This is a genomic window from Pseudomonas sp. Irchel s3h14, from assembly GCF_900187425.1.
Classification (GTDB): domain Bacteria; phylum Pseudomonadota; class Gammaproteobacteria; order Pseudomonadales; family Pseudomonadaceae; genus Aquipseudomonas.
The window spans coordinates 23,310-39,751 of sequence record NZ_FYDJ01000013.1 but is presented as its reverse complement, the minus strand read 5'-3'; the positions used below and the strand labels follow the sequence as shown (position 1 = coordinate 39,751).

General features: G+C 58.8%; 18 protein-coding genes and 1 pseudogene. 14 read left to right on the top strand and 5 right to left on the bottom strand.

Going from position 1 to position 16,442, the window contains the following annotated elements; translation table 11 throughout:
• Positions 1-23 precede the first annotated feature (23 nt).
• The 3 genes from CKW16_RS22035 to CKW16_RS22025 all read right to left on the bottom strand — a co-directional run bounded on the left by CKW16_RS22035 (position 24) and on the right by CKW16_RS22025 (position 1,992).
• Positions 24-281, bottom strand: a complete 258-nt coding sequence (locus CKW16_RS22035; RefSeq protein WP_008154268.1) for a hypothetical protein — start codon at positions 279-281, stop codon at positions 24-26.
• Between the two features lie 207 nt (positions 282-488).
• The gene (locus CKW16_RS22030) at positions 489-830 is read right to left on the bottom strand and encodes a zinc ribbon domain-containing protein YjdM (RefSeq protein ID WP_008154270.1); all 342 of its coding nucleotides are present in this window, start codon (positions 828-830) and stop codon (positions 489-491) included.
• 193 nt (positions 831-1,023) lie between these two features.
• Complete coding sequence (locus CKW16_RS22025; protein ID WP_033054288.1) at positions 1,024-1,992, bottom strand: polyprenyl synthetase family protein; 969 nt, start codon at positions 1,990-1,992, stop codon at positions 1,024-1,026.
• 240 nt (positions 1,993-2,232) lie between these two features.
• Here CKW16_RS22025 and rplU point away from each other — a divergent pair, with 240 nt between their 5' ends.
• From rplU to CKW16_RS22000, 5 genes are all read left to right on the top strand, one after another.
• Entirely contained in the window at positions 2,233-2,547 is a 315-nt protein-coding gene (rplU, locus tag CKW16_RS22020) for a 50S ribosomal protein L21 (protein WP_003176051.1), read from the top strand.
• 34 nt (positions 2,548-2,581) lie between these two features.
• Complete coding sequence (gene rpmA / locus CKW16_RS22015) at positions 2,582-2,857, top strand: 50S ribosomal protein L27 (RefSeq protein WP_003215862.1); 276 nt, start codon at positions 2,582-2,584, stop codon at positions 2,855-2,857.
• Positions 2,858-3,050: 193 nt separating this feature from the next.
• Positions 3,051-4,274 carry an Obg family GTPase CgtA gene (gene cgtA / locus CKW16_RS22010; RefSeq protein WP_095130623.1) on the top strand — a complete coding sequence of 408 codons (1,224 nt, stop codon included), beginning with the start codon at positions 3,051-3,053 and terminating at the stop codon, positions 4,272-4,274.
• A 123-nt stretch (positions 4,275-4,397) separates the two neighbouring features.
• Complete coding sequence (gene proB / locus CKW16_RS22005; RefSeq protein WP_095130621.1) at positions 4,398-5,516, top strand: glutamate 5-kinase; 1,119 nt, start codon at positions 4,398-4,400, stop codon at positions 5,514-5,516.
• A gap of 12 nt (positions 5,517-5,528) precedes the next feature.
• On the top strand, positions 5,529-5,993 hold the full coding sequence (locus CKW16_RS22000; RefSeq protein ID WP_033054290.1) for a CreA family protein: 465 nt from the start codon (positions 5,529-5,531) through the stop codon (positions 5,991-5,993).
• A 121-nt stretch (positions 5,994-6,114) separates the two neighbouring features.
• Here the strand turns inward: CKW16_RS22000 and rpsT are convergent, their stop codons facing one another.
• On the bottom strand, positions 6,115-6,393 hold the full coding sequence (gene rpsT, locus CKW16_RS21995) for a 30S ribosomal protein S20 (protein WP_008154937.1): 279 nt from the start codon (positions 6,391-6,393) through the stop codon (positions 6,115-6,117).
• 252 nt (positions 6,394-6,645) lie between these two features.
• On the opposite strand from rpsT, the gene murJ reads away from it, so the two are divergent.
• The 6 genes from murJ to ispH all read left to right on the top strand — a co-directional run bounded on the left by murJ (position 6,646) and on the right by ispH (position 14,151).
• The gene (gene murJ, locus CKW16_RS21985; RefSeq protein ID WP_095130619.1) at positions 6,646-8,184 is read left to right on the top strand and encodes a murein biosynthesis integral membrane protein MurJ; all 1,539 of its coding nucleotides are present in this window, start codon (positions 6,646-6,648) and stop codon (positions 8,182-8,184) included.
• Between the two features lie 129 nt (positions 8,185-8,313).
• Positions 8,314-9,264, top strand: coding sequence for a bifunctional riboflavin kinase/FAD synthetase (ribF, locus tag CKW16_RS21980; RefSeq protein ID WP_008154932.1), 951 nt, complete (start codon positions 8,314-8,316; stop codon positions 9,262-9,264).
• Positions 9,265-12,096: an isoleucine--tRNA ligase gene (gene ileS / locus CKW16_RS21975; RefSeq protein WP_095130617.1), complete on the top strand. Its 2,832-nt coding sequence runs from the start codon at positions 9,265-9,267 to the stop codon at positions 12,094-12,096.
• A complete protein-coding gene (gene lspA, locus CKW16_RS21970; protein ID WP_033054294.1) occupies positions 12,089-12,601 on the top strand; it encodes a signal peptidase II in 513 nt (170 codons plus the stop codon). Before ileS ends, lspA begins: the two co-directional genes overlap by 8 nt.
• A gap of 7 nt (positions 12,602-12,608) precedes the next feature.
• On the top strand, positions 12,609-13,046 hold the full coding sequence (gene fkpB, locus CKW16_RS21965) for an FKBP-type peptidyl-prolyl cis-trans isomerase (protein WP_176471593.1): 438 nt from the start codon (positions 12,609-12,611) through the stop codon (positions 13,044-13,046).
• Positions 13,047-13,203: 157 nt separating this feature from the next.
• The gene (ispH, locus tag CKW16_RS21960) at positions 13,204-14,151 is read left to right on the top strand and encodes a 4-hydroxy-3-methylbut-2-enyl diphosphate reductase (RefSeq protein WP_033054296.1); all 948 of its coding nucleotides are present in this window, start codon (positions 13,204-13,206) and stop codon (positions 14,149-14,151) included.
• Here the strand turns inward: ispH and CKW16_RS21955 are convergent.
• Positions 14,120-14,678: pseudogene (locus CKW16_RS21955) on the bottom strand (GspH/FimT family pseudopilin). The gene ispH and the pseudogene CKW16_RS21955 sit on opposite strands and share 32 nt — an antisense overlap.
• Positions 14,679-14,809: 131 nt before the next feature.
• On the opposite strand from CKW16_RS21955, the gene CKW16_RS21950 reads away from it, so the two are divergent.
• From CKW16_RS21950 to CKW16_RS21940, 3 genes are read left to right on the top strand one after another with little or no spacing between them, the layout of a single operon-like run.
• Complete coding sequence (locus CKW16_RS21950; protein ID WP_095130614.1) at positions 14,810-15,283, top strand: GspH/FimT family protein; 474 nt, start codon at positions 14,810-14,812, stop codon at positions 15,281-15,283.
• The gene (gene pilV / locus CKW16_RS21945; RefSeq protein ID WP_095130612.1) at positions 15,280-15,729 is read left to right on the top strand and encodes a type IV pilus modification protein PilV; all 450 of its coding nucleotides are present in this window, start codon (positions 15,280-15,282) and stop codon (positions 15,727-15,729) included. Before CKW16_RS21950 ends, pilV begins: the two co-directional genes overlap by 4 nt.
• Entirely contained in the window at positions 15,726-16,439 is a 714-nt protein-coding gene (locus CKW16_RS21940) for a PilW family protein (protein ID WP_095130610.1), read from the top strand. The genes pilV and CKW16_RS21940 overlap by 4 nt, the downstream gene beginning before the upstream one ends.
• The last annotated feature ends 3 nt before the right edge of the window (positions 16,440-16,442 follow it).

Sequence of the window (16,442 nt, the reverse complement as noted above, 5' to 3'; positions counted from 1 at the left end):
GCTCCTACAAGGTTTTGTGTTTCTCATATTTCGATCTTGTGGTGCAGTTCGCTTGTCGGGCGCAATGCCCGGGCATAGCAGAACAGAAACAGATTGCGCACCAGTTCCTTGAGCACCACCGGCTCGCTGGAACTCAAGCCGTTGACGTCCAGATCACCCTGATCCTGCAGCTCGTTCAAGGCTTCTTCTTCAAGCACCGCACAGACTTCCCCGGTTTCCCGATGCAGGATCCTGAGGTAAGGGTGTGGGCGGTCCAGCCAGGCGTCGATCAAATAAGTCATGGGTCTCATCTCCATTGATGGGTTTCAATGAGAATAATTCTTATTCATCAAATAGCAAGGACCTATTGGCGGTTTGTGTTTTTTTAAGGGTAAAGGTTGCGTAAGGTCAAAACGGCTGGCGTTTGGCTATTGCGAGGGATTGTTGGGCGAAGCGGGGGGAGGGTGAAGCACCATCCCACGCAGGACGCGGGATGGAATACAGCAGGCTCAGACTTTTCTGACGAACTCGGATTTGAGTTTCATCGGGCCGATGCCGTCGATCTTGCAGTCGATGTCGTGATCACCATCGCACAGGCGGATGTTCTTGACCTTGGTGCCGACCTTGACCACCAGCGACGTGCCTTTGACCTTGAGGTCCTTGATCACGGTGATGGTGTCGCCGTCCTGCAGGACGTTGCCGACCGAATCCTTTTTCACGGTGTCATCGGACACTGCTTCGGCTTCGCCGCTGGCGGACCACTCGTGGGCGCACTCAGGGCAGATCAGCTGGGCGCCGTCTTCGTAGGTGTATTCAGAATTGCATTTTGGGCAGGGTGGCAACGTGCTCACTAAAGCTCCTTGGATTCAGGATCGCTAAAAAGCGCACATTGTATAGGGTTTTTAGCGGGCGAGGGGCGACGCATGATTTGTAGGAGCGAGCGGTGCGGCGTCCCGACTTGCCCGCGAAGGCGATGTATCAGTCAGATGGGTGTCGACTGGTAGATCGCCTTCGCGAGCAAGCTCTGCTCCTACAGGGGGCGTGTTAGTGCGTACGGGCGACCGCAAATTCGCTCAATTCGACCAGTGCATCGCGGTATTCGCTGGCAGGCAGCGCGTCGAGGCACTTGATCGCTCGGGCGACGTAGTCACGGGCCAGTTGCGCGGTGTAATCCAGCGAACCTGAGGCTTCCACGGCTTCGCGGATGCTTTCCAGGTCTTCGATGCCGCCTTTCTGGATCGCCTTGCGCACCAGGGCAGCCTGCTCCGGCGTGCCTTCGCGCATGGTGTAGATCAGCGGCAGGGTCGGTTTGCCTTCAGCCAGATCGTCACCGACGTTCTTGCCCAGGGTTTCGGCGTCGCCTTTGTAGTCCAGCAGGTCATCGACCAATTGGAACGCCACGCCCAGATGATCGCCGAATGTACGCAGGGCTTCTGACTGTTCCGATGTCGCTTCGCAGAGCGCTGCAGCACTATGGGTCGACGCTTCGAAGAGCATCGCGGTCTTGCCGCGGATGACTTCCATGTAGGTTTCTTCGGTGGTGCTGGCGTCACGAACCTTGGACAGCTGCAACACTTCGCCTTCAGCGATGATGCGCGTGGCTTGCGAAAGGATTTTCATCACCGGCATGGAGCCCAGTTCGACCATCATTTCGAAGGACCGCGAATACAGGAAGTCGCCCACCAGCACGCTTGGCGCGTTGCCCCACATGGCGTTGGCCGTCGAGCGGCCACGGCGCATGCCGGACATGTCGACCACGTCGTCATGCAGCAGGGTCGCGGTGTGCAGGAACTCGATGGTTGCGGCCAGCAGGCGCAGGTCATCGCCTTCGCGACCCAGAGCCTTGCCACACAGCAACACTAATAGAGGGCGCAGGCGTTTACCGCCAGCCGAGGTAATGTAATCGCCGATTTTCGATACCAGCGGCACTCGGGAAGTCAGCTGCTTCTTGATGATGCCGTCGACGGCGCTAAAATCGTCCGCCACCGCGCGGTAGAAAGCTTGGGGTTGCATCAGCGACAGTTGCTCCAGAAGGGTTGCGCGGCATGCTAGGACCCACGTCGGCGGGTGTCAAGGTACGATGGACGGCCTCTTGCATCGCCCCGACAGCTTGCGTACAATCGCGCACCCTGAACTTCCTGGGCAGCACCTGCCTTACGCAATTGCAAACAGGCCTTCCAGCCCAATGCAGCCATGCCAGCCAATACCTCTTCTTATAAAGAGCTGGGTGAGCAGGATTATCGGAGAAATACCATGTCGTACGCAGTAATTGTTACTGGTGGCAAGCAATACAAGGTCGCCCCAGGTGAATACCTGAAGATCGAAAAACTGGAAATCGCTACCGGCGAATCCGTTACTTTTGATCGCGTTCTGTTGGTCGCCAATGGCGATGACGTGAACATCGGCGCTCCAGTTGTTGCTGGCGCTACCGTTGTGGCTGAAGTGATCTCCCAAGGTCGTCACGATAAAGTCCGCATCATCAAGTTCCGTCGTCGTAAGCACCACATGAAGCGTATGGGCCACCGCCAGTGGTACACCGAGATCAAAATCACCGGTATTCAGGCTTAATTTCAGCCTAATTCCTCACTAGGAGAATTGACTCATGGCACACAAAAAAGCTGGTGGTAGTACCCGTAACGGTCGCGACTCAGAAGCCAAACGCCTTGGCGTGAAGATGTATGGCGGCCAGGTTATCATTCCGGGCAACATCATCGTGCGTCAGCGCGGCACCCAATTCCACGCCGGTTACGGTGTTGGCATGGGTAAAGATCACACTCTGTTCGCTAAAATCGACGGCGTGATCAAGTTTGAAGTAAAAGGCGCTTTCAACCGCCGTTACGTGAGCATTGTCCCGAAGACTGAAGTCGTCGCGGCATAATTACGTAGTTGCTGGAAAAGCCCTGTCTCGCGACGGGGCTTTTTCGTTTGTGGGGTGAGTCTCTTGCAAAGCTGTTTGTGATGGGCTCCAGCGCTGGATTTGCGGTCGTTGATTGAGGTCGCTGCGCTCATTTTTGCAAGAGTCTTATGTCTTGGTTTTTTCGGCTCGTCCGTATGACGAGAGGCGTTTTGTTATGAAGTTTGTTGATGAAGTATCGATTCGAGTAAAGGCCGGCGACGGCGGCAACGGTTGCATGAGCTTCCGTCGCGAAAAATTCATTGAAAACGGCGGCCCGAACGGCGGTGACGGTGGTGATGGCGGCTCGGTCTACATGATCGCCGACGAAAACCTCAACACCCTGGTGGACTACCGTTACACCCGGCACTTTGATGCCGAGCGTGGTTCCAACGGCGGCAGCACTGACTGCACCGGCAAGAAAGGTGAAGAGCTGGTCCTGCGTGTTCCGGTCGGCACTACCGTCATCGACTCCGCTACTCAGGAAGTGATTGGCGACCTGACCAAGGCTGGTCAGAAACTGCTGGTTGCTCACGGCGGCTGGCACGGTCTGGGTAACACCCGATTCAAGTCCAGTACCAACCGTGCTCCGCGCCAGACCACTCCGGGTAAGCCGGGTGAGGCGCGTGATCTGAAGCTGGAAATGAAAGTGTTGGCTGACGTCGGTCTGCTGGGCTTGCCGAACGCTGGCAAAAGCACCTTCATTCGTTCGGTGTCGGCCGCCAAGCCGAAAGTCGCCGACTACCCGTTCACCACGCTGGTGCCGAACCTGGGTGTGGTCAGCGTCGATCGCTGGAAAAGCTTCGTGGTCGCGGACATTCCGGGTCTGATCGAAGGTGCTTCCGATGGCGCAGGCCTGGGGATTCGCTTCCTCAAGCACTTGTCGCGTACCCGTTTGCTGCTGCACCTCGTGGACATGGCGCCGCTCGATGACGCCAGCGCGCCAGATGCTGCTGAAGTGATCGTCAGCGAGCTGACCAAGTTCAGCCCGTCCCTGGCTGAACGTGATCGTTGGTTGGTGCTGAACAAGTGCGACCAGATCCTCGAAGAAGAGCACGATGCTCGCGTCAAGGAAATCGTTGATCGCCTGGAATGGACCGGTCCGGTCTACGTGATCTCGGCTATTTCCAAGCTGGGCACCGAGCGTCTTTGCCACGACATCATGCGTTACATGGAAGACCGTGCTGATCGCCTGGCTAACGACCCGGTTTACAAAGAAGAGTTGGCCGAGCTCGATCGGCATATCGAAGACGAAGCCCGTGCTCAGCTGCAGGCCCTGGATGACCAGCGTGCCCTGCGCCGTAGCGGCGTGAAGTCGGTCCATGACATCGGCGACGATGATTGGGACGAAGAAGATGTGGATGACGAAGACGGTCCGGAAATCATTTACGTGCGTGACTGATTCGTTGCGATAAACTTAAACGCCGCTCACTAGAGCGGCGTTTTAGTATCTGGAAATCGGTAGTCACGAATAACGTTACGGGCAGCGCTGGGTCGCGCTGTCCTCAAGCTAAGGTTGAAGATGATGCGGAGCAAGGTGACAGGTGCGCAGCGTTGGGTCGTGAAGATCGGCAGCGCTTTGCTGACGGCGGACGGCAAGGGCCTCGATCGCGCGGCAATGGGTGTTTGGGTCGAGCAGATGGTGGCTTTGCATGAGGCTGGCGTCGAGCTGGTGCTGGTGTCCTCCGGGGCGGTGGCGGCCGGCATGAGCCGTTTGGGCTGGACCGTACGACCCAGTGCGATGCACGAGTTGCAGGCCGCTGCCGCCATCGGTCAGATGGGGCTGGTGCAGGCCTGGGAGTCGAGCTTTGCCGAGCATGGCCGGCATACTGCGCAGATTCTCCTGACGCACGACGACTTGTCCGACCGCAAGCGCTACCTGAACGCCCGCAGCACCTTGCGCGCGCTGGTTGAGCTGAAAGTTATTCCGGTGATCAACGAAAACGACACCGTAGTCACTGATGAAATACGTTTCGGCGACAACGACACGCTCGCGGCGCTGGTGGCCAACCTGGTCGAGGCTGATCTGTTGGTGATCCTCACGGATCGCGATGGCATGTTCGACGCCGATCCGCGCAACAACCCTAATGCCAGCCTGATTTACGAAGCGCGCGCCGATGATCCGGCGCTGGATGCGGTGGCGGGCGGTACGGGTGGTGCGCTGGGTCGTGGCGGCATGCAGACCAAATTGCGTGCTGCGCGGCTGGCGGCTCGTTCCGGTGCGCATACCATCATCGTTGGCGGGCGTATTGAGCGCGTGCTGGATCGCCTCAAGGCGGGCGAGCGCATCGGCACCTTGCTGTCGCCTGAGCGCGGCCTGTTGGCGGCGCGCAAGCAATGGCTGGCCGGGCACCTGCAAACCCGCGGCACGCTTGTGCTGGATGCTGGTGCGGTGACGGCGCTGTCCAAAGGCAACAAAAGTTTGCTGCCTGTGGGTGTCAAACTGGTCCAGGGCAGCTTCCGTCGTGGCGAGATGGTGGTTTGCGTGGCGCCGGACGGTCGTGAGATCGCCCGAGGCTTGGCCAACTACAGCGCGCTGGAAGCACAAAAAATCATCGGTCAGTCGTCTGAGGCGATTGTCGGTCTGTTGGGTTACATGGCGGAGCCGGAACTGGTTCACCGCGATAACCTGATCCTGGTCTGAAGGAATACCTGAATGCGCGTGGCAAAAGGATTGTTGGGTCTGCTGTTGGCGATGCCGCTGCTGGCCTCGGCCGAGGAGATTGGTCAGGTGTCGACGGTGTTCAAGTTTGTCGGTCCGAACGACCGCATCGTCGTCGAAGCGTTTGATGATCCAAAGGTTGAGGGCGTGACCTGCTACCTGTCGCGGGCCAAGACGGGTGGAGTGAAGGGTGGTTTGGGGTTGGCTGAAGATCGCGCAGAAGCGTCTATCGCTTGTCGTCAGGTCGGGCCGATCAGCTTCAAAGGCGAGTTGAAGGATGGTGACGAGGTGTTCAAGGAGCGCACGTCGCTGGTGTTCAAGACCATGCAGGTGGTGCGATTCCTCGACAAGAAGCGCAATACGCTGGTGTACCTGGTCTATAGCGATCGTGTAATCGAAGGCAGTCCGCAGAATGCGGTGACGGCGATTCCGATTTTGCCGTGGGCGCAGGCTCAGTAATCTAAAGAAGATCAAAAGTATGGGAAGGGGCTGCCCCTTCCCATTTTTTTTGCGCTGGGTTTACTAAATCGCAGGCAATAAAAAACCGACCCTAGGGTCGGTTTTTTAACAAGCTTATCGCTTATGCGGCAACAGCAAGGTTCAGAGCCTTGACGTGACCGTTCAGGCGGCTCTTATGACGAGCAGCCTTGTTCTTGTGGATGATGCCTTTATCGGCCATACGGTCGATAACTGGCACGGCCAGAACGTAAGCAGCTTGAGCTTTTTCAGCGTCTTTTGCGTCGATGGCTTTAACTACATTCTTGATGTAGGTACGAACCATGGAACGCAGGCTGGCGTTGTGGCTGCGACGCTTCTCAGCCTGTTTTGCACGTTTTTTGGCGGAAGGTGTGTTGGCCACCGTCGAGCTCCTCGAAAGACTTTTTAGGAAATAGCAAACAAAATAGGCCGCGAATCATGCCGATGAGTTGATGTCTTGTCAAGGGCGGTTGAGACGTTCCGCTAAGTGGTAGGTATAAAGAGGCGGGATATTTATTTCCGGCGCTTGACCTGTAAACTCGCGAGCTTTGGCTCTGTGCTGCTGCGGCGCGGAGTATCGCATAAGTAGGCGCTTTGTTCGCCTGCTGTTTATCGACAGGCACAAACTCTTTCAATGAATCTGCTCAAATCGTTGGCCGCCGTCAGCTCTATCACGATGCTTTCCCGGATTCTGGGGTTCGTTCGTGACACTCTCATTGCGCGCACATTTGGCGCCGGGATGGCGACTGACGCCTTCTTTATCGCCTTCAAATTGCCCAATCTGCTGCGGCGGATCTTCGCCGAGGGGGCATTTTCCCAGGCGTTCGTGCCGATTCTTGCCGAATACAAAAGCCAGAAGGGCGAGGAGGCGACGCGAACCTTCATTGCCTACGTCTCGGGCCTGCTGACGCTGGTGCTGGCGTTGGTCACCGCGTTGGGCATGATCGCTGCGCCGTGGGTCATCTGGGCGACCGCGCCGGGTTTCACCGATACGCCGGAAAAGTTCGAGCTGACGGCCAGCCTGTTGCGCGTGACCTTTCCTTATATATTGCTGATCTCCCTGTCTTCATTGGCCGGGGCGATCCTCAACACGTATAACCGCTTCTCGGTGCCGGCCTTCGTGCCGACCCTGCTCAACGTCAGCATGATCATCTTTTCGGTGTTCCTGACGCCGTACTTCGATCCGCCGGTCATGGCGCTGGGCTGGGCAGTACTGGTGGGTGGTCTGGCGCAATTGCTCTATCAGCTGCCGCACCTGAAAAAGATCGGCCTGCTGGTGTTACCACGACTGAACCTGCGTGACAGCGGCGTCTGGCGGGTCATGAAACAAATGCTGCCGGCGATTCTCGGTGTGTCGGTGAGCCAGATTTCGCTGATCATCAACACCATTTTCGCCTCGTTCCTGGTCGCCGGTTCCGTGTCATGGATGTACTACGCCGACCGTTTGATGGAATTACCGTCCGGTGTGCTGGGCGTGGCGCTGGGCACGATTCTCCTGCCGACCCTGGCCAAGACCTACGCCAGCAAGGATCGCCAGGAATACTCGCGGATCCTCGATTGGGGGCTGCGCCTGTGCTTCATGCTGGTGTTGCCGTGCTCTCTGGCGCTGGCGATTCTCGCTGAGCCGCTGACGGTTTCTTTATTCCAGTACGGCCAGTTCAGCGCGTTTGACGCCTCCATGACCCAACGGGCGCTGATTGCTTATTCGGTCGGTTTGCTCGGGATTATCGTGATCAAAGTGCTGGCGCCGGGCTTTTATGCGCAACAAAACATCCGCACTCCGGTAAAAATCGCGATTTTCACCCTGATCATTACCCAATTGTTCAACCTGGTGTTGATCGGCCCGCTGGCCCACGCCGGTCTGGCGCTGGCCATCAGCATCGGCGCGTGCATTAACGCTGGCCTGCTGTTCTATCAGCTGCGCAAGCAGCAGATGTATGAGCCGCAACCGGGTTGGGCGAAGTTCGGCTTCAAGCTAGTGATTGCAGTGTTGGTGATGTCTGCTGTGTTACTGGTCGGAATGCATTTCATGCCAGCCTGGGATCAGGGGCATATGCTGGAGCGGTTCCTGCGTCTGGGCGCATTGGTCGTTGCCGGTGTGGTGGCTTATTTCGGCATGTTGCTGTTGATGGGCTTCCGTTTGCGAGACTTCAATCGCAAAGCGCTAAGCTGAGGTCACGACCTCGATAAACACGGGCGGGCCGGCAGTTTTGTCGGCTCGATCACTTTGGGTTACGGTGTTGCCTGTCGTCGGCCGCCGGGTGTGGTTATAATCGACCACTTTATGAGCAAGAAGCGCGTTATGCAGCTGGTTCGAGGCCTCCACAACCTGCGCCCCCAGCATCGGGGCTGTGTCGCCACTATTGGCAACTTTGACGGTGTTCACCGTGGCCACCAGGCTATCCTGGCGAGGCTCCGTGAGCGTGCGCTCGAGTTGGGCGTGCCCAGCTGCGTGGTGATTTTTGAGCCGCAGCCGCGAGAGTTCTTCGCGCCGGACACAGCACCGGCCCGTCTGGCCCGGCTGCGGGATAAACTGCAGCTGCTGGCCGAGGAGGGTGTCGACCGGGTCCTGTGCCTGGCCTTCAACCAGCGCCTGAGCAAGCTCAGCGCCGCCGAATTCGTCGACACCATTCTGGTGGATGGCTTGGGCGTGCAGCACCTGGAGGTCGGTGACGACTTCCGTTTTGGCTGCGACCGGGTAGGGGATTTCGATTTCCTGCAACAGGCTGGCGTCCTGCAAGGCTTTACCGTCGAAGCGGCGCAAACCGTCGAGCTGGACGGTATTCGTGTCAGCAGCACCCAGGTCCGCAATGCCCTGGCAGCCGCTGATTTTGCCTTGGCCGAGCGACTGCTCGGGCGTCCGTTCCGAATTGCCGGGCGGGTCCTGCATGGCCAGAAGCTGGCGCGCCAGTTGGGTACGCCCACGGCCAACATACAACTCAAGCGTCGTCGCGTGCCGCTGACCGGGGTTTACCTGGTCAACGTCGACATCGACGGCAAGACCTGGCCAGGCGTCGCCAACATTGGCGTGCGGCCAACCGTTCAAGGTGATGGCAAAGCCCACCTCGAAGTGCATCTTTTAGATTTTGCCGGCGATCTGTATGACCGGCGTTTGACGGTGGTTTTCCACCACAAGCTGCGTGAAGAGCAGCGTTTCGCCTCTCTGGAGGCGCTTAAGACGGCGATCAATGCGGATGTTGCCGCCGCCCGTGCCCTGTCGCACCTAGCGCCAATCGCTAATGAAGAGCCTTAAATGACCGACTATAAAGCCACGCTAAACCTTCCGGACACCGCCTTCCCAATGAAGGCCGGCCTGCCTCAGCGCGAACCGCAGATTCTGCAGCGCTGGGACAGCATTGGCCTGTACGGTAAGTTGCGCGAGATTGGCAAGGATCGTCCGAAGTTCGTACTTCACGACGGTCCTCCGTACGCCAACGGCACAATTCACATCGGTCATGCGCTGAACAAGATTCTCAAGGACATGATCATCCGTTCGAAAACCCTGTCGGGTTTCGACGCGCCTTATGTTCCGGGCTGGGACTGCCACGGTCTGCCGATCGAGCACAAAGTCGAAGTGACCCACGGTAAAAACCTGGGCGCGGACAAGACCCGCGAACTGTGCCGTGCCTACGCCACCGAGCAGATCGAAGGCCAGAAGTCCGAATTCATCCGTCTGGGCGTGTTGGGCGATTTCGCCAACCCGTACAAGACCATGGACTTCAAAAACGAGGCCGGTGAAATCCGTGCCTTGGCAGAAATCGTCAAGGGCGGTTTCGTGTTCAAGGGCCTGAAGCCTGTGAACTGGTGTTTCGACTGCGGTTCGGCCCTGGCTGAAGCGGAAGTCGAGTACGAGAACAAAAAGTCCTCGACCATCGACGTGGCCTTCCCGATTGCCGACGGAGCCAGGCTGGCTGCCGCTTTCGGTCTGCCGTCGCTGGGCAAACCCGCTTCGATCGTGATCTGGACCACCACCCCGTGGACCATCCCGGCCAACCAGGCGTTGAACGTTCACCCGGAATTCAACTACGCCCTGGTCGACGTCGGCGACAAACTGCTGGTGCTGGCTGAAGAGCTGGTCGAGTCGTGCCTGGCCCGTTACAGCCTGCAAGGCTCGGTCATTGCGACCACCACCGGTAAAGAGCTGGAACTGATCAACTTCCGTCACCCGTTCTACGACCGTCTGTCGCCGGTTTACCTGGCCGAGTACGTTGAACTGGGCGCTGGCACCGGCGTGGTTCACTCCTCGCCGGCCTATGGCGTAGACGACTTCGTGACCTGCAAGAAGTACGGCATGGTCAACGACGATATCCTCAACCCGGTACAGAGCAACGGCGTTTACGCGACGTCGCTGGAGTTCTTTGGCGGCCAGTTCATCTGGAAAGCCAACCCGGCCATCGTCGACAAGTTGACCGAAGTCGGTGCGCTGCTGCACACCAGCATCATCGAACACAGCTACATGCACTGCTGGCGTCACAAGACCCCGCTGATCTACCGCGCCACCGCGCAATGGTTCATCGGCATGGACAAAGAACCTGTGACTGGCGAAACCCTGCGCAAGCGGGCGATCAAAGCCATTGAAGAGACCAAGTTCGTTCCGGCCTGGGGCCAGGCGCGCCTGCACTCGATGATTGCCAACCGTCCGGACTGGTGCATCTCCCGTCAGCGCAACTGGGGCGTGCCGATCCCGTTCTTCCTGAACAAGGAAAGCGGCGAGCTGCACCCACGTACTGCTGAACTGATGGAAGAAGTCGCCAAGCGCGTCGAAGTCGAAGGCATCGAAGCCTGGTTCAAGATGGACGCCGCCGAGTTGCTCGGTGACGAAGCGCCGCAATACGACAAGATCAGCGACACCCTGGACGTCTGGTTCGATTCGGGCACCACGCACTGGCACGTTCTGCGCGGTTCGCACCCGATGGGCCACGAGAGCGGTCCACGTGCCGACCTGTACCTGGAAGGTTCGGACCAACACCGTGGCTGGTTCCACTCGTCGTTGCTGACGGGTTGCGCCATAGACAACCACGCGCCATACCGCGAGCTGCTGACTCACGGCTTCACCGTCGATGAGTCCGGTCGCAAGATGTCCAAGTCCCTGGGCAACGTGATCGCGCCGCAAAAGGTCAACGACACCCTGGGCGCCGACATCATGCGTCTGTGGGTCGCTTCCACCGATTACTCGGGTGAAATGGCGGTTTCCGAGCAGATCCTGCAGCGAAGTGCGGACGCCTACCGGCGGATCCGTAACACCGCGCGCTTCCTGCTCTCCAACCTGACCGGCTTCAACCCGGCCACCGACATCCTGCCGGCCGAAGAAATGCTGGCGCTGGACCGTTGGGCCGTGGACCGCACCCTGTTGCTGCAACGCGAGCTGCAAGAGCACTACGGTGAATACCGCTTCTGGAACGTCTACTCCAAGATCCACAACTTCTGCGTGCAGGAGTTGGGCGGTTTCTACCTCGACATCATCAAGGACCGTCAGTACACCACTGGCGCCAACAGTAAGGCCCGCCGTTCGGCGCAAACCGCGCTGTACCACATCTCCGAAGCGCTGGTGCGCTGGATCGCGCCGATCCTGGCATTCACTGCCGATGAACTGTGGGAATACCTGCCGGGCGAGCGTAACGAATCGGTAATGCTCAACACCTGGTACGAAGGCCTGACCGAGCTGCCGGAAAACGTCGAGCTGGACCGCGCCTACTGGGAGCGGATCATGGCGGTGAAGGTCGCGGTCAACAAGGAAATGGAAATCCAGCGCGCGGCCAAGGCCGTCGGTGGCAACCTGCAAGCCGAAGTGACGCTGTACGCCGAAGAGGCTTTGAGCGCCGACCTGGCCAAGCTGAGCAACGAACTGCGCTTCGTATTGATCACCTCGACCGCCACTGTTGCACCGTTCGTTCAGGCGCCGGCCGATGCCGTGGTCACCGAAGTCAGCGGTTTGAAACTGCAAGTGGTCAAGTCGAGCCACGCCAAGTGCGCCCGTTGCTGGCACTGCCGTGAAGACGTCGGCGTGAACCCGGAGCATCCGGAAATCTGCGGTCGTTGCGTCGACAACATCAGCGGCGCTGGCGAGGTTCGTCACTATGCCTAATGCGGCTGGCCGTTTCGGACGGCTGAGCTGGCTCTGGTTGAGTTTGCTGGTCCTGGTCATCGACCAGGCCAGCAAGTTCTACTTCGAAGGCAAGCTCGAGATGTACCAGCAAATCGTGGTGATCCCCGATTTGTTCAGCTGGACCCTGGCCTACAACACGGGCGCGGCATTCAGCTTCCTGGCCGACAGCTCTGGCTGGCAGCGCTGGCTGTTTGCCCTGATCGCAGTCGTGGTCAGTGCGGTGCTGGTGGTGTGGCTCAAGCGTCTGGGGCGCAACGAAACCTGGCTGGCCGTCGCTTTGGCGCTGGTGCTGGGTGGCGCGCTGGGTAATCTGTATGACCGCATTGCCCTGGGCCATGTGATCGATTTCATTCTGGTGCATTGGCAGAATCGCTGGTATTTCCCGGCGTTCAACTTTGCCGACAGTGCAATCACTGTCGGTGCCGTAATGCTTGCGCTGGACATGTTCAAAAGTAAAAAGACCGGAGAAGCCGTTCATGACTGAACAGGTATTGGCTGAGCAACGCATCCGCCAGAACACGGAAGTCACTTTGCACTTTGCACTGCGCCTGGAGAACGGCGACACCGTCGACAGCACCTTCGACAAAGCCCCGGCGACCTTCAAGGTCGGTGACGGCAACCTGTTGCCAGGGTTCGAAGCAGCGCTGTTCGGCTTCAAGGCTGGCGACAAGCGTACGCTGACGATTCAGCCGGAAAACGCTTTTGGCCAACCCAACCCGCAGAACGTACAGATCATCCCACGCTCGCAGTTCAAGGACATGGAACTGTCGCCTGGCTTGCTGGTGATCTTCAACGATGCGGCCAATACTGAGTTGCCCGGTGTGGTGAAGGTATTCGATGACGAGCAAGTGACCATCGACTTCAACCACCCGCTGGCCGGCAAGACATTGACCTTTGACGTCGAGATCATCAACGTCAAATCGCTGTAACTGACCGAACACGGTCCAATGTAGGAGCAGAGCTCGCTCGCGATGGCGTCACCACATTCAACATCATTGTTGACTGAAACACCGCTTTCGCGAGCAAGTTCTGCTCCTACAGGGTTGTAACGATCCAACTTCTTGCGCGCAAGACACGAGGCACAGCATGCAAATCAAACTCGCCAACCCCCGTGGCTTCTGCGCCGGTGTGGACCGGGCGATCGAAATCGTCAACCGCGCCCTGGAAGTCTTCGGGCCGCCGATCTACGTGCGCCACGAAGTGGTCCACAACAAATTTGTCGTCGAAGACCTGCGCGCTCGCGGGGCGATCTTCGTCGAAGAACTGGATCAGGTGCCGGACGACGTCATCGTGATCTTCAGTGCCCACGGTGTTTCCCAGGCCGTGCGCACCGAAGCTGCCGGTCGTGGCCTGAAGGTGTTCGACGCTACCTGTCCGCTGGTGACCAAGGTACACATCGAAGTGGCACGCTACAGCCGCGACGGCCGTGAATGCATTCTCATCGGCCACGCCGGTCACCCGGAAGTCGAAGGCACCATGGGCCAGTACGATGGCAGCAATGGTGGCGCGATCTATCTGGTTGAAGACGAGAAAGACGTCGCCGCCTTGCAGGTGAACAATCCTGAAAAACTGGCGTTCGTGACCCAGACCACCCTGTCCATGGACGATACCAGCCGCGTCATCGATGCCCTGCGTACACGCTTCCCGGCGATCGGTGGCCCGCGCAAGGACGACATCTGCTACGCCACGCAAAACCGTCAGGATGCGGTCAAGCAACTGGCCGACGAGTGCGACGTAGTACTGGTGGTCGGCAGCCCGAACAGCTCCAACTCCAATCGCTTGCGTGAACTGGCCGAGCGCATGGCCACCCCGGCCTATCTGATCGACGGCGCCGAAGACCTGCAAAAGAGCTGGTTCGACGGTGTCGAGCGAATCGGCATCACCGCTGGTGCCTCCGCACCGGAAGTGCTGGTGCGTGGCGTGATCCAGCAGTTGCAGGCGTGGGGCGCTACCGGCGCCGATGAACTGGCCGGTCGCGAGGAGAACATTACCTTCTCCATGCCTAAAGAGTTGCGCGTCCGCTCCCTGCTTTAACGCTTTTACCCCCCTGGGCACAGCGCCTGCTCAGCCTTATGGCTGCGCAGGCTGACGCGACCGGTCGCGGCCAGCACCACCTGGAGCTGAGTGACCGGTTCGCGGGCTGCGCAGATGTGCAATGTCCCCGCTTGAAAGGCCCGTCCGGGCATCTGTGGCTCGCCAATACTGTTGAAACGTATGTATCGCCTGACCGGCCAATTGCCGACAATCGGCACCCGAGTGCCACTCGCGCGCTCAACCAGCAGCGGATTGCTGTTGTCCTCCGCGCCTTTACCACTGATATCCAGAATGATCCGCCAGCCCTGACTCCAGTCGTCGTTGATGCCGTGAATCACTACGCTCTGGTTGCGTGTGATGGCAACGGTTCTGGCGTTGCGTATACCGCTGATAAGCGACTTTGCCACCTGCTCGCGATGGTTCGATTCAGTCAGTGCAGCAAACGCCGGACTGACCAACAGCAGAACAATCCCGACAATTGTCAGTCCCATGAGCAGTTCGATCAGGCTAAAACCTCGCTGATGCATGTCATCTCCCTCCCTGGAGTGCTGCGGCCCGCGCGATCCCTGCGCGAGTAATGGCAAAACAACCGAACACCTGCCGGTCGAATGTTCTAGCGTGTAGAAGCAGGTATAGCCGACGGCAACGGAGGGCACTGATGGATCATCGTACAAAAGGTTTCACACTGATCGAGTTGCTGATCGCGCTCGCGGTGCTTCTGATCCTGATCACGCTGGCCGTACCGGCGTTTACCCGTTCGGTGCAAATCACCAAGGCCGACACCGAAATCGGCGATCTGCAACGCGGACTCAATTTCGCCCGACTGGAGGCTATCGACCGTGGTGTCACCACCCGGCTGCGCCCGACGGCCGGCGGCAGCGTCTGGACCGGAGAATTAACGGTCTTTGACGGTACTGGCAATCCGGCCAATGTATTGCGGGTTGTTCCAGCGATGAGCAGCGGCGCGACTCTGACGCTAACCTCAGGAGTGACCGCCATCGATTTCAACAACCTTGGCGGGTTGTCGGCACCGTCCACGGCGGTGGTGATCAGCTACGTACGGGGGGCGCAAAGCAGGACACTGAATGTGTGTTTGAACGGACGAATTCTATTGGGTGGAAGCTGCGGATGAGGGGATGGAGCAAGCGTGCACAGGAGGGCATGACGCTGATCGAAGTCTTGGTTGCGTTGTTGATTCTGACGGTGGGGCTGTTGGGGGCTGCGGCGATTCAGCTCAATGCGCTGAAGTACACTGACAGCGCGCGGATGACCAGCCAGGCGAGTTTTATCGCCTACGACATGATGGACCGTATTCGCGCCAACTCCGGTGCCGACTACACCGTCACGCCTCCGACCTCAGGCAACCTGAGTGTCGCCCGGGATCAGGACCTCTACGACTTCACCACCAACATTGTCAATTTCGGCGGCGCCACGGCTACTGGCAGCGTTACGCTCAATCAGCGGGTGTACACCATCACCATCACCTGGGATGACTCGCGGGCTGCGAACATCGACAATTCGCGGCGAAGTTTCGTCCTGACCAGTCGCGCCACCGTCGATCCGGTCTCGACGCCATGAACCAGACCAACAGAGGTTTCGGCCTGATCGAGTTACTGATCGCCCTGGCGTTGAGTTTGGTCGTGGTCCTGGGCGTGGCGCAGATTTTCATCGCGGCCAAGAACACCTATGTCAGCCAGAACACCGCAGCCGCCATGCAGGAAGATGCGCGGTTCGTGCTGAGCAAGATGATTCAGGAAATTCGCATGGTCGGCATGTTCGGATGTCTGGGAGCGGTCACCGATTCAAGCTCGGCAGGTGACTTCAATGCCAGCCAGACAACGCCGATCAGTTGGGACAACGCCAGCCTCAAACTGACTATGGTGACTGCCGATGTTGGCGGCAGCGGCGGGGTGCCGACCTGGACGGTGGTTTCCGATTGTCGGAACAATGCAACGGCCTATACGGGCGCCCGAGTTCCGGCGTCGGGCGAGCTGGCGTTTCCGATCCGCCGCTTGATCTACAGCTTCAGCAACAATCAACTGCTGATGGGTGTCGGCACCGGCACGCCGACTCAGGCGGTGCTGGTGAACAACGTCAGTGCCTTCAACGTGAGCTTCGGCCTCGCCAGTTCCGCCACTGATGTGGCCGCCTCCAGTTACAGCAACAACCCCACTGATCCGGCGCGCATCCGTAGTGTTCGCCTGACGTTGACTCTCACCGACCCGAACAACCGGGTACGCAATCAAACCTTCAACGTGGTTGCCGCTCTGCGCAACCGCTTGCCATGAGGG

Coding starts and splice junctions, on each gene's coding strand:
- CKW16_RS22035 (WP_008154268.1), bottom strand. CDS start 281: ATGACTTATTTGATCGACGCCTGGCTGGACCGCCCACACCCTTACCTC.
- CKW16_RS22025 (WP_033054288.1), bottom strand. CDS start 1,992: ATGCAACCCCAAGCTTTCTACCGCGCGGTGGCGGACGATTTTAGCGCC.
- rplU (WP_003176051.1), top strand. CDS start 2,233: ATGTCGTACGCAGTAATTGTTACTGGTGGCAAGCAATACAAGGTCGCC.
- rpmA (WP_003215862.1), top strand. CDS start 2,582: ATGGCACACAAAAAAGCTGGTGGTAGTACCCGTAACGGTCGCGACTCA.
- cgtA (WP_095130623.1), top strand. CDS start 3,051: ATGAAGTTTGTTGATGAAGTATCGATTCGAGTAAAGGCCGGCGACGGC.
- proB (WP_095130621.1), top strand. CDS start 4,398: ATGCGGAGCAAGGTGACAGGTGCGCAGCGTTGGGTCGTGAAGATCGGC.
- CKW16_RS22000 (WP_033054290.1), top strand. CDS start 5,529: ATGCGCGTGGCAAAAGGATTGTTGGGTCTGCTGTTGGCGATGCCGCTG.
- murJ (WP_095130619.1), top strand. CDS start 6,646: ATGAATCTGCTCAAATCGTTGGCCGCCGTCAGCTCTATCACGATGCTT.
- ribF (WP_008154932.1), top strand. CDS start 8,314: ATGCAGCTGGTTCGAGGCCTCCACAACCTGCGCCCCCAGCATCGGGGC.
- ileS (WP_095130617.1), top strand. CDS start 9,265: ATGACCGACTATAAAGCCACGCTAAACCTTCCGGACACCGCCTTCCCA.
- lspA (WP_033054294.1), top strand. CDS start 12,089: ATGCCTAATGCGGCTGGCCGTTTCGGACGGCTGAGCTGGCTCTGGTTG.
- ispH (WP_033054296.1), top strand. CDS start 13,204: ATGCAAATCAAACTCGCCAACCCCCGTGGCTTCTGCGCCGGTGTGGAC.
- CKW16_RS21950 (WP_095130614.1), top strand. CDS start 14,810: ATGGATCATCGTACAAAAGGTTTCACACTGATCGAGTTGCTGATCGCG.
- pilV (WP_095130612.1), top strand. CDS start 15,280: ATGAGGGGATGGAGCAAGCGTGCACAGGAGGGCATGACGCTGATCGAA.
- CKW16_RS21940 (WP_095130610.1), top strand. CDS start 15,726: ATGAACCAGACCAACAGAGGTTTCGGCCTGATCGAGTTACTGATCGCC.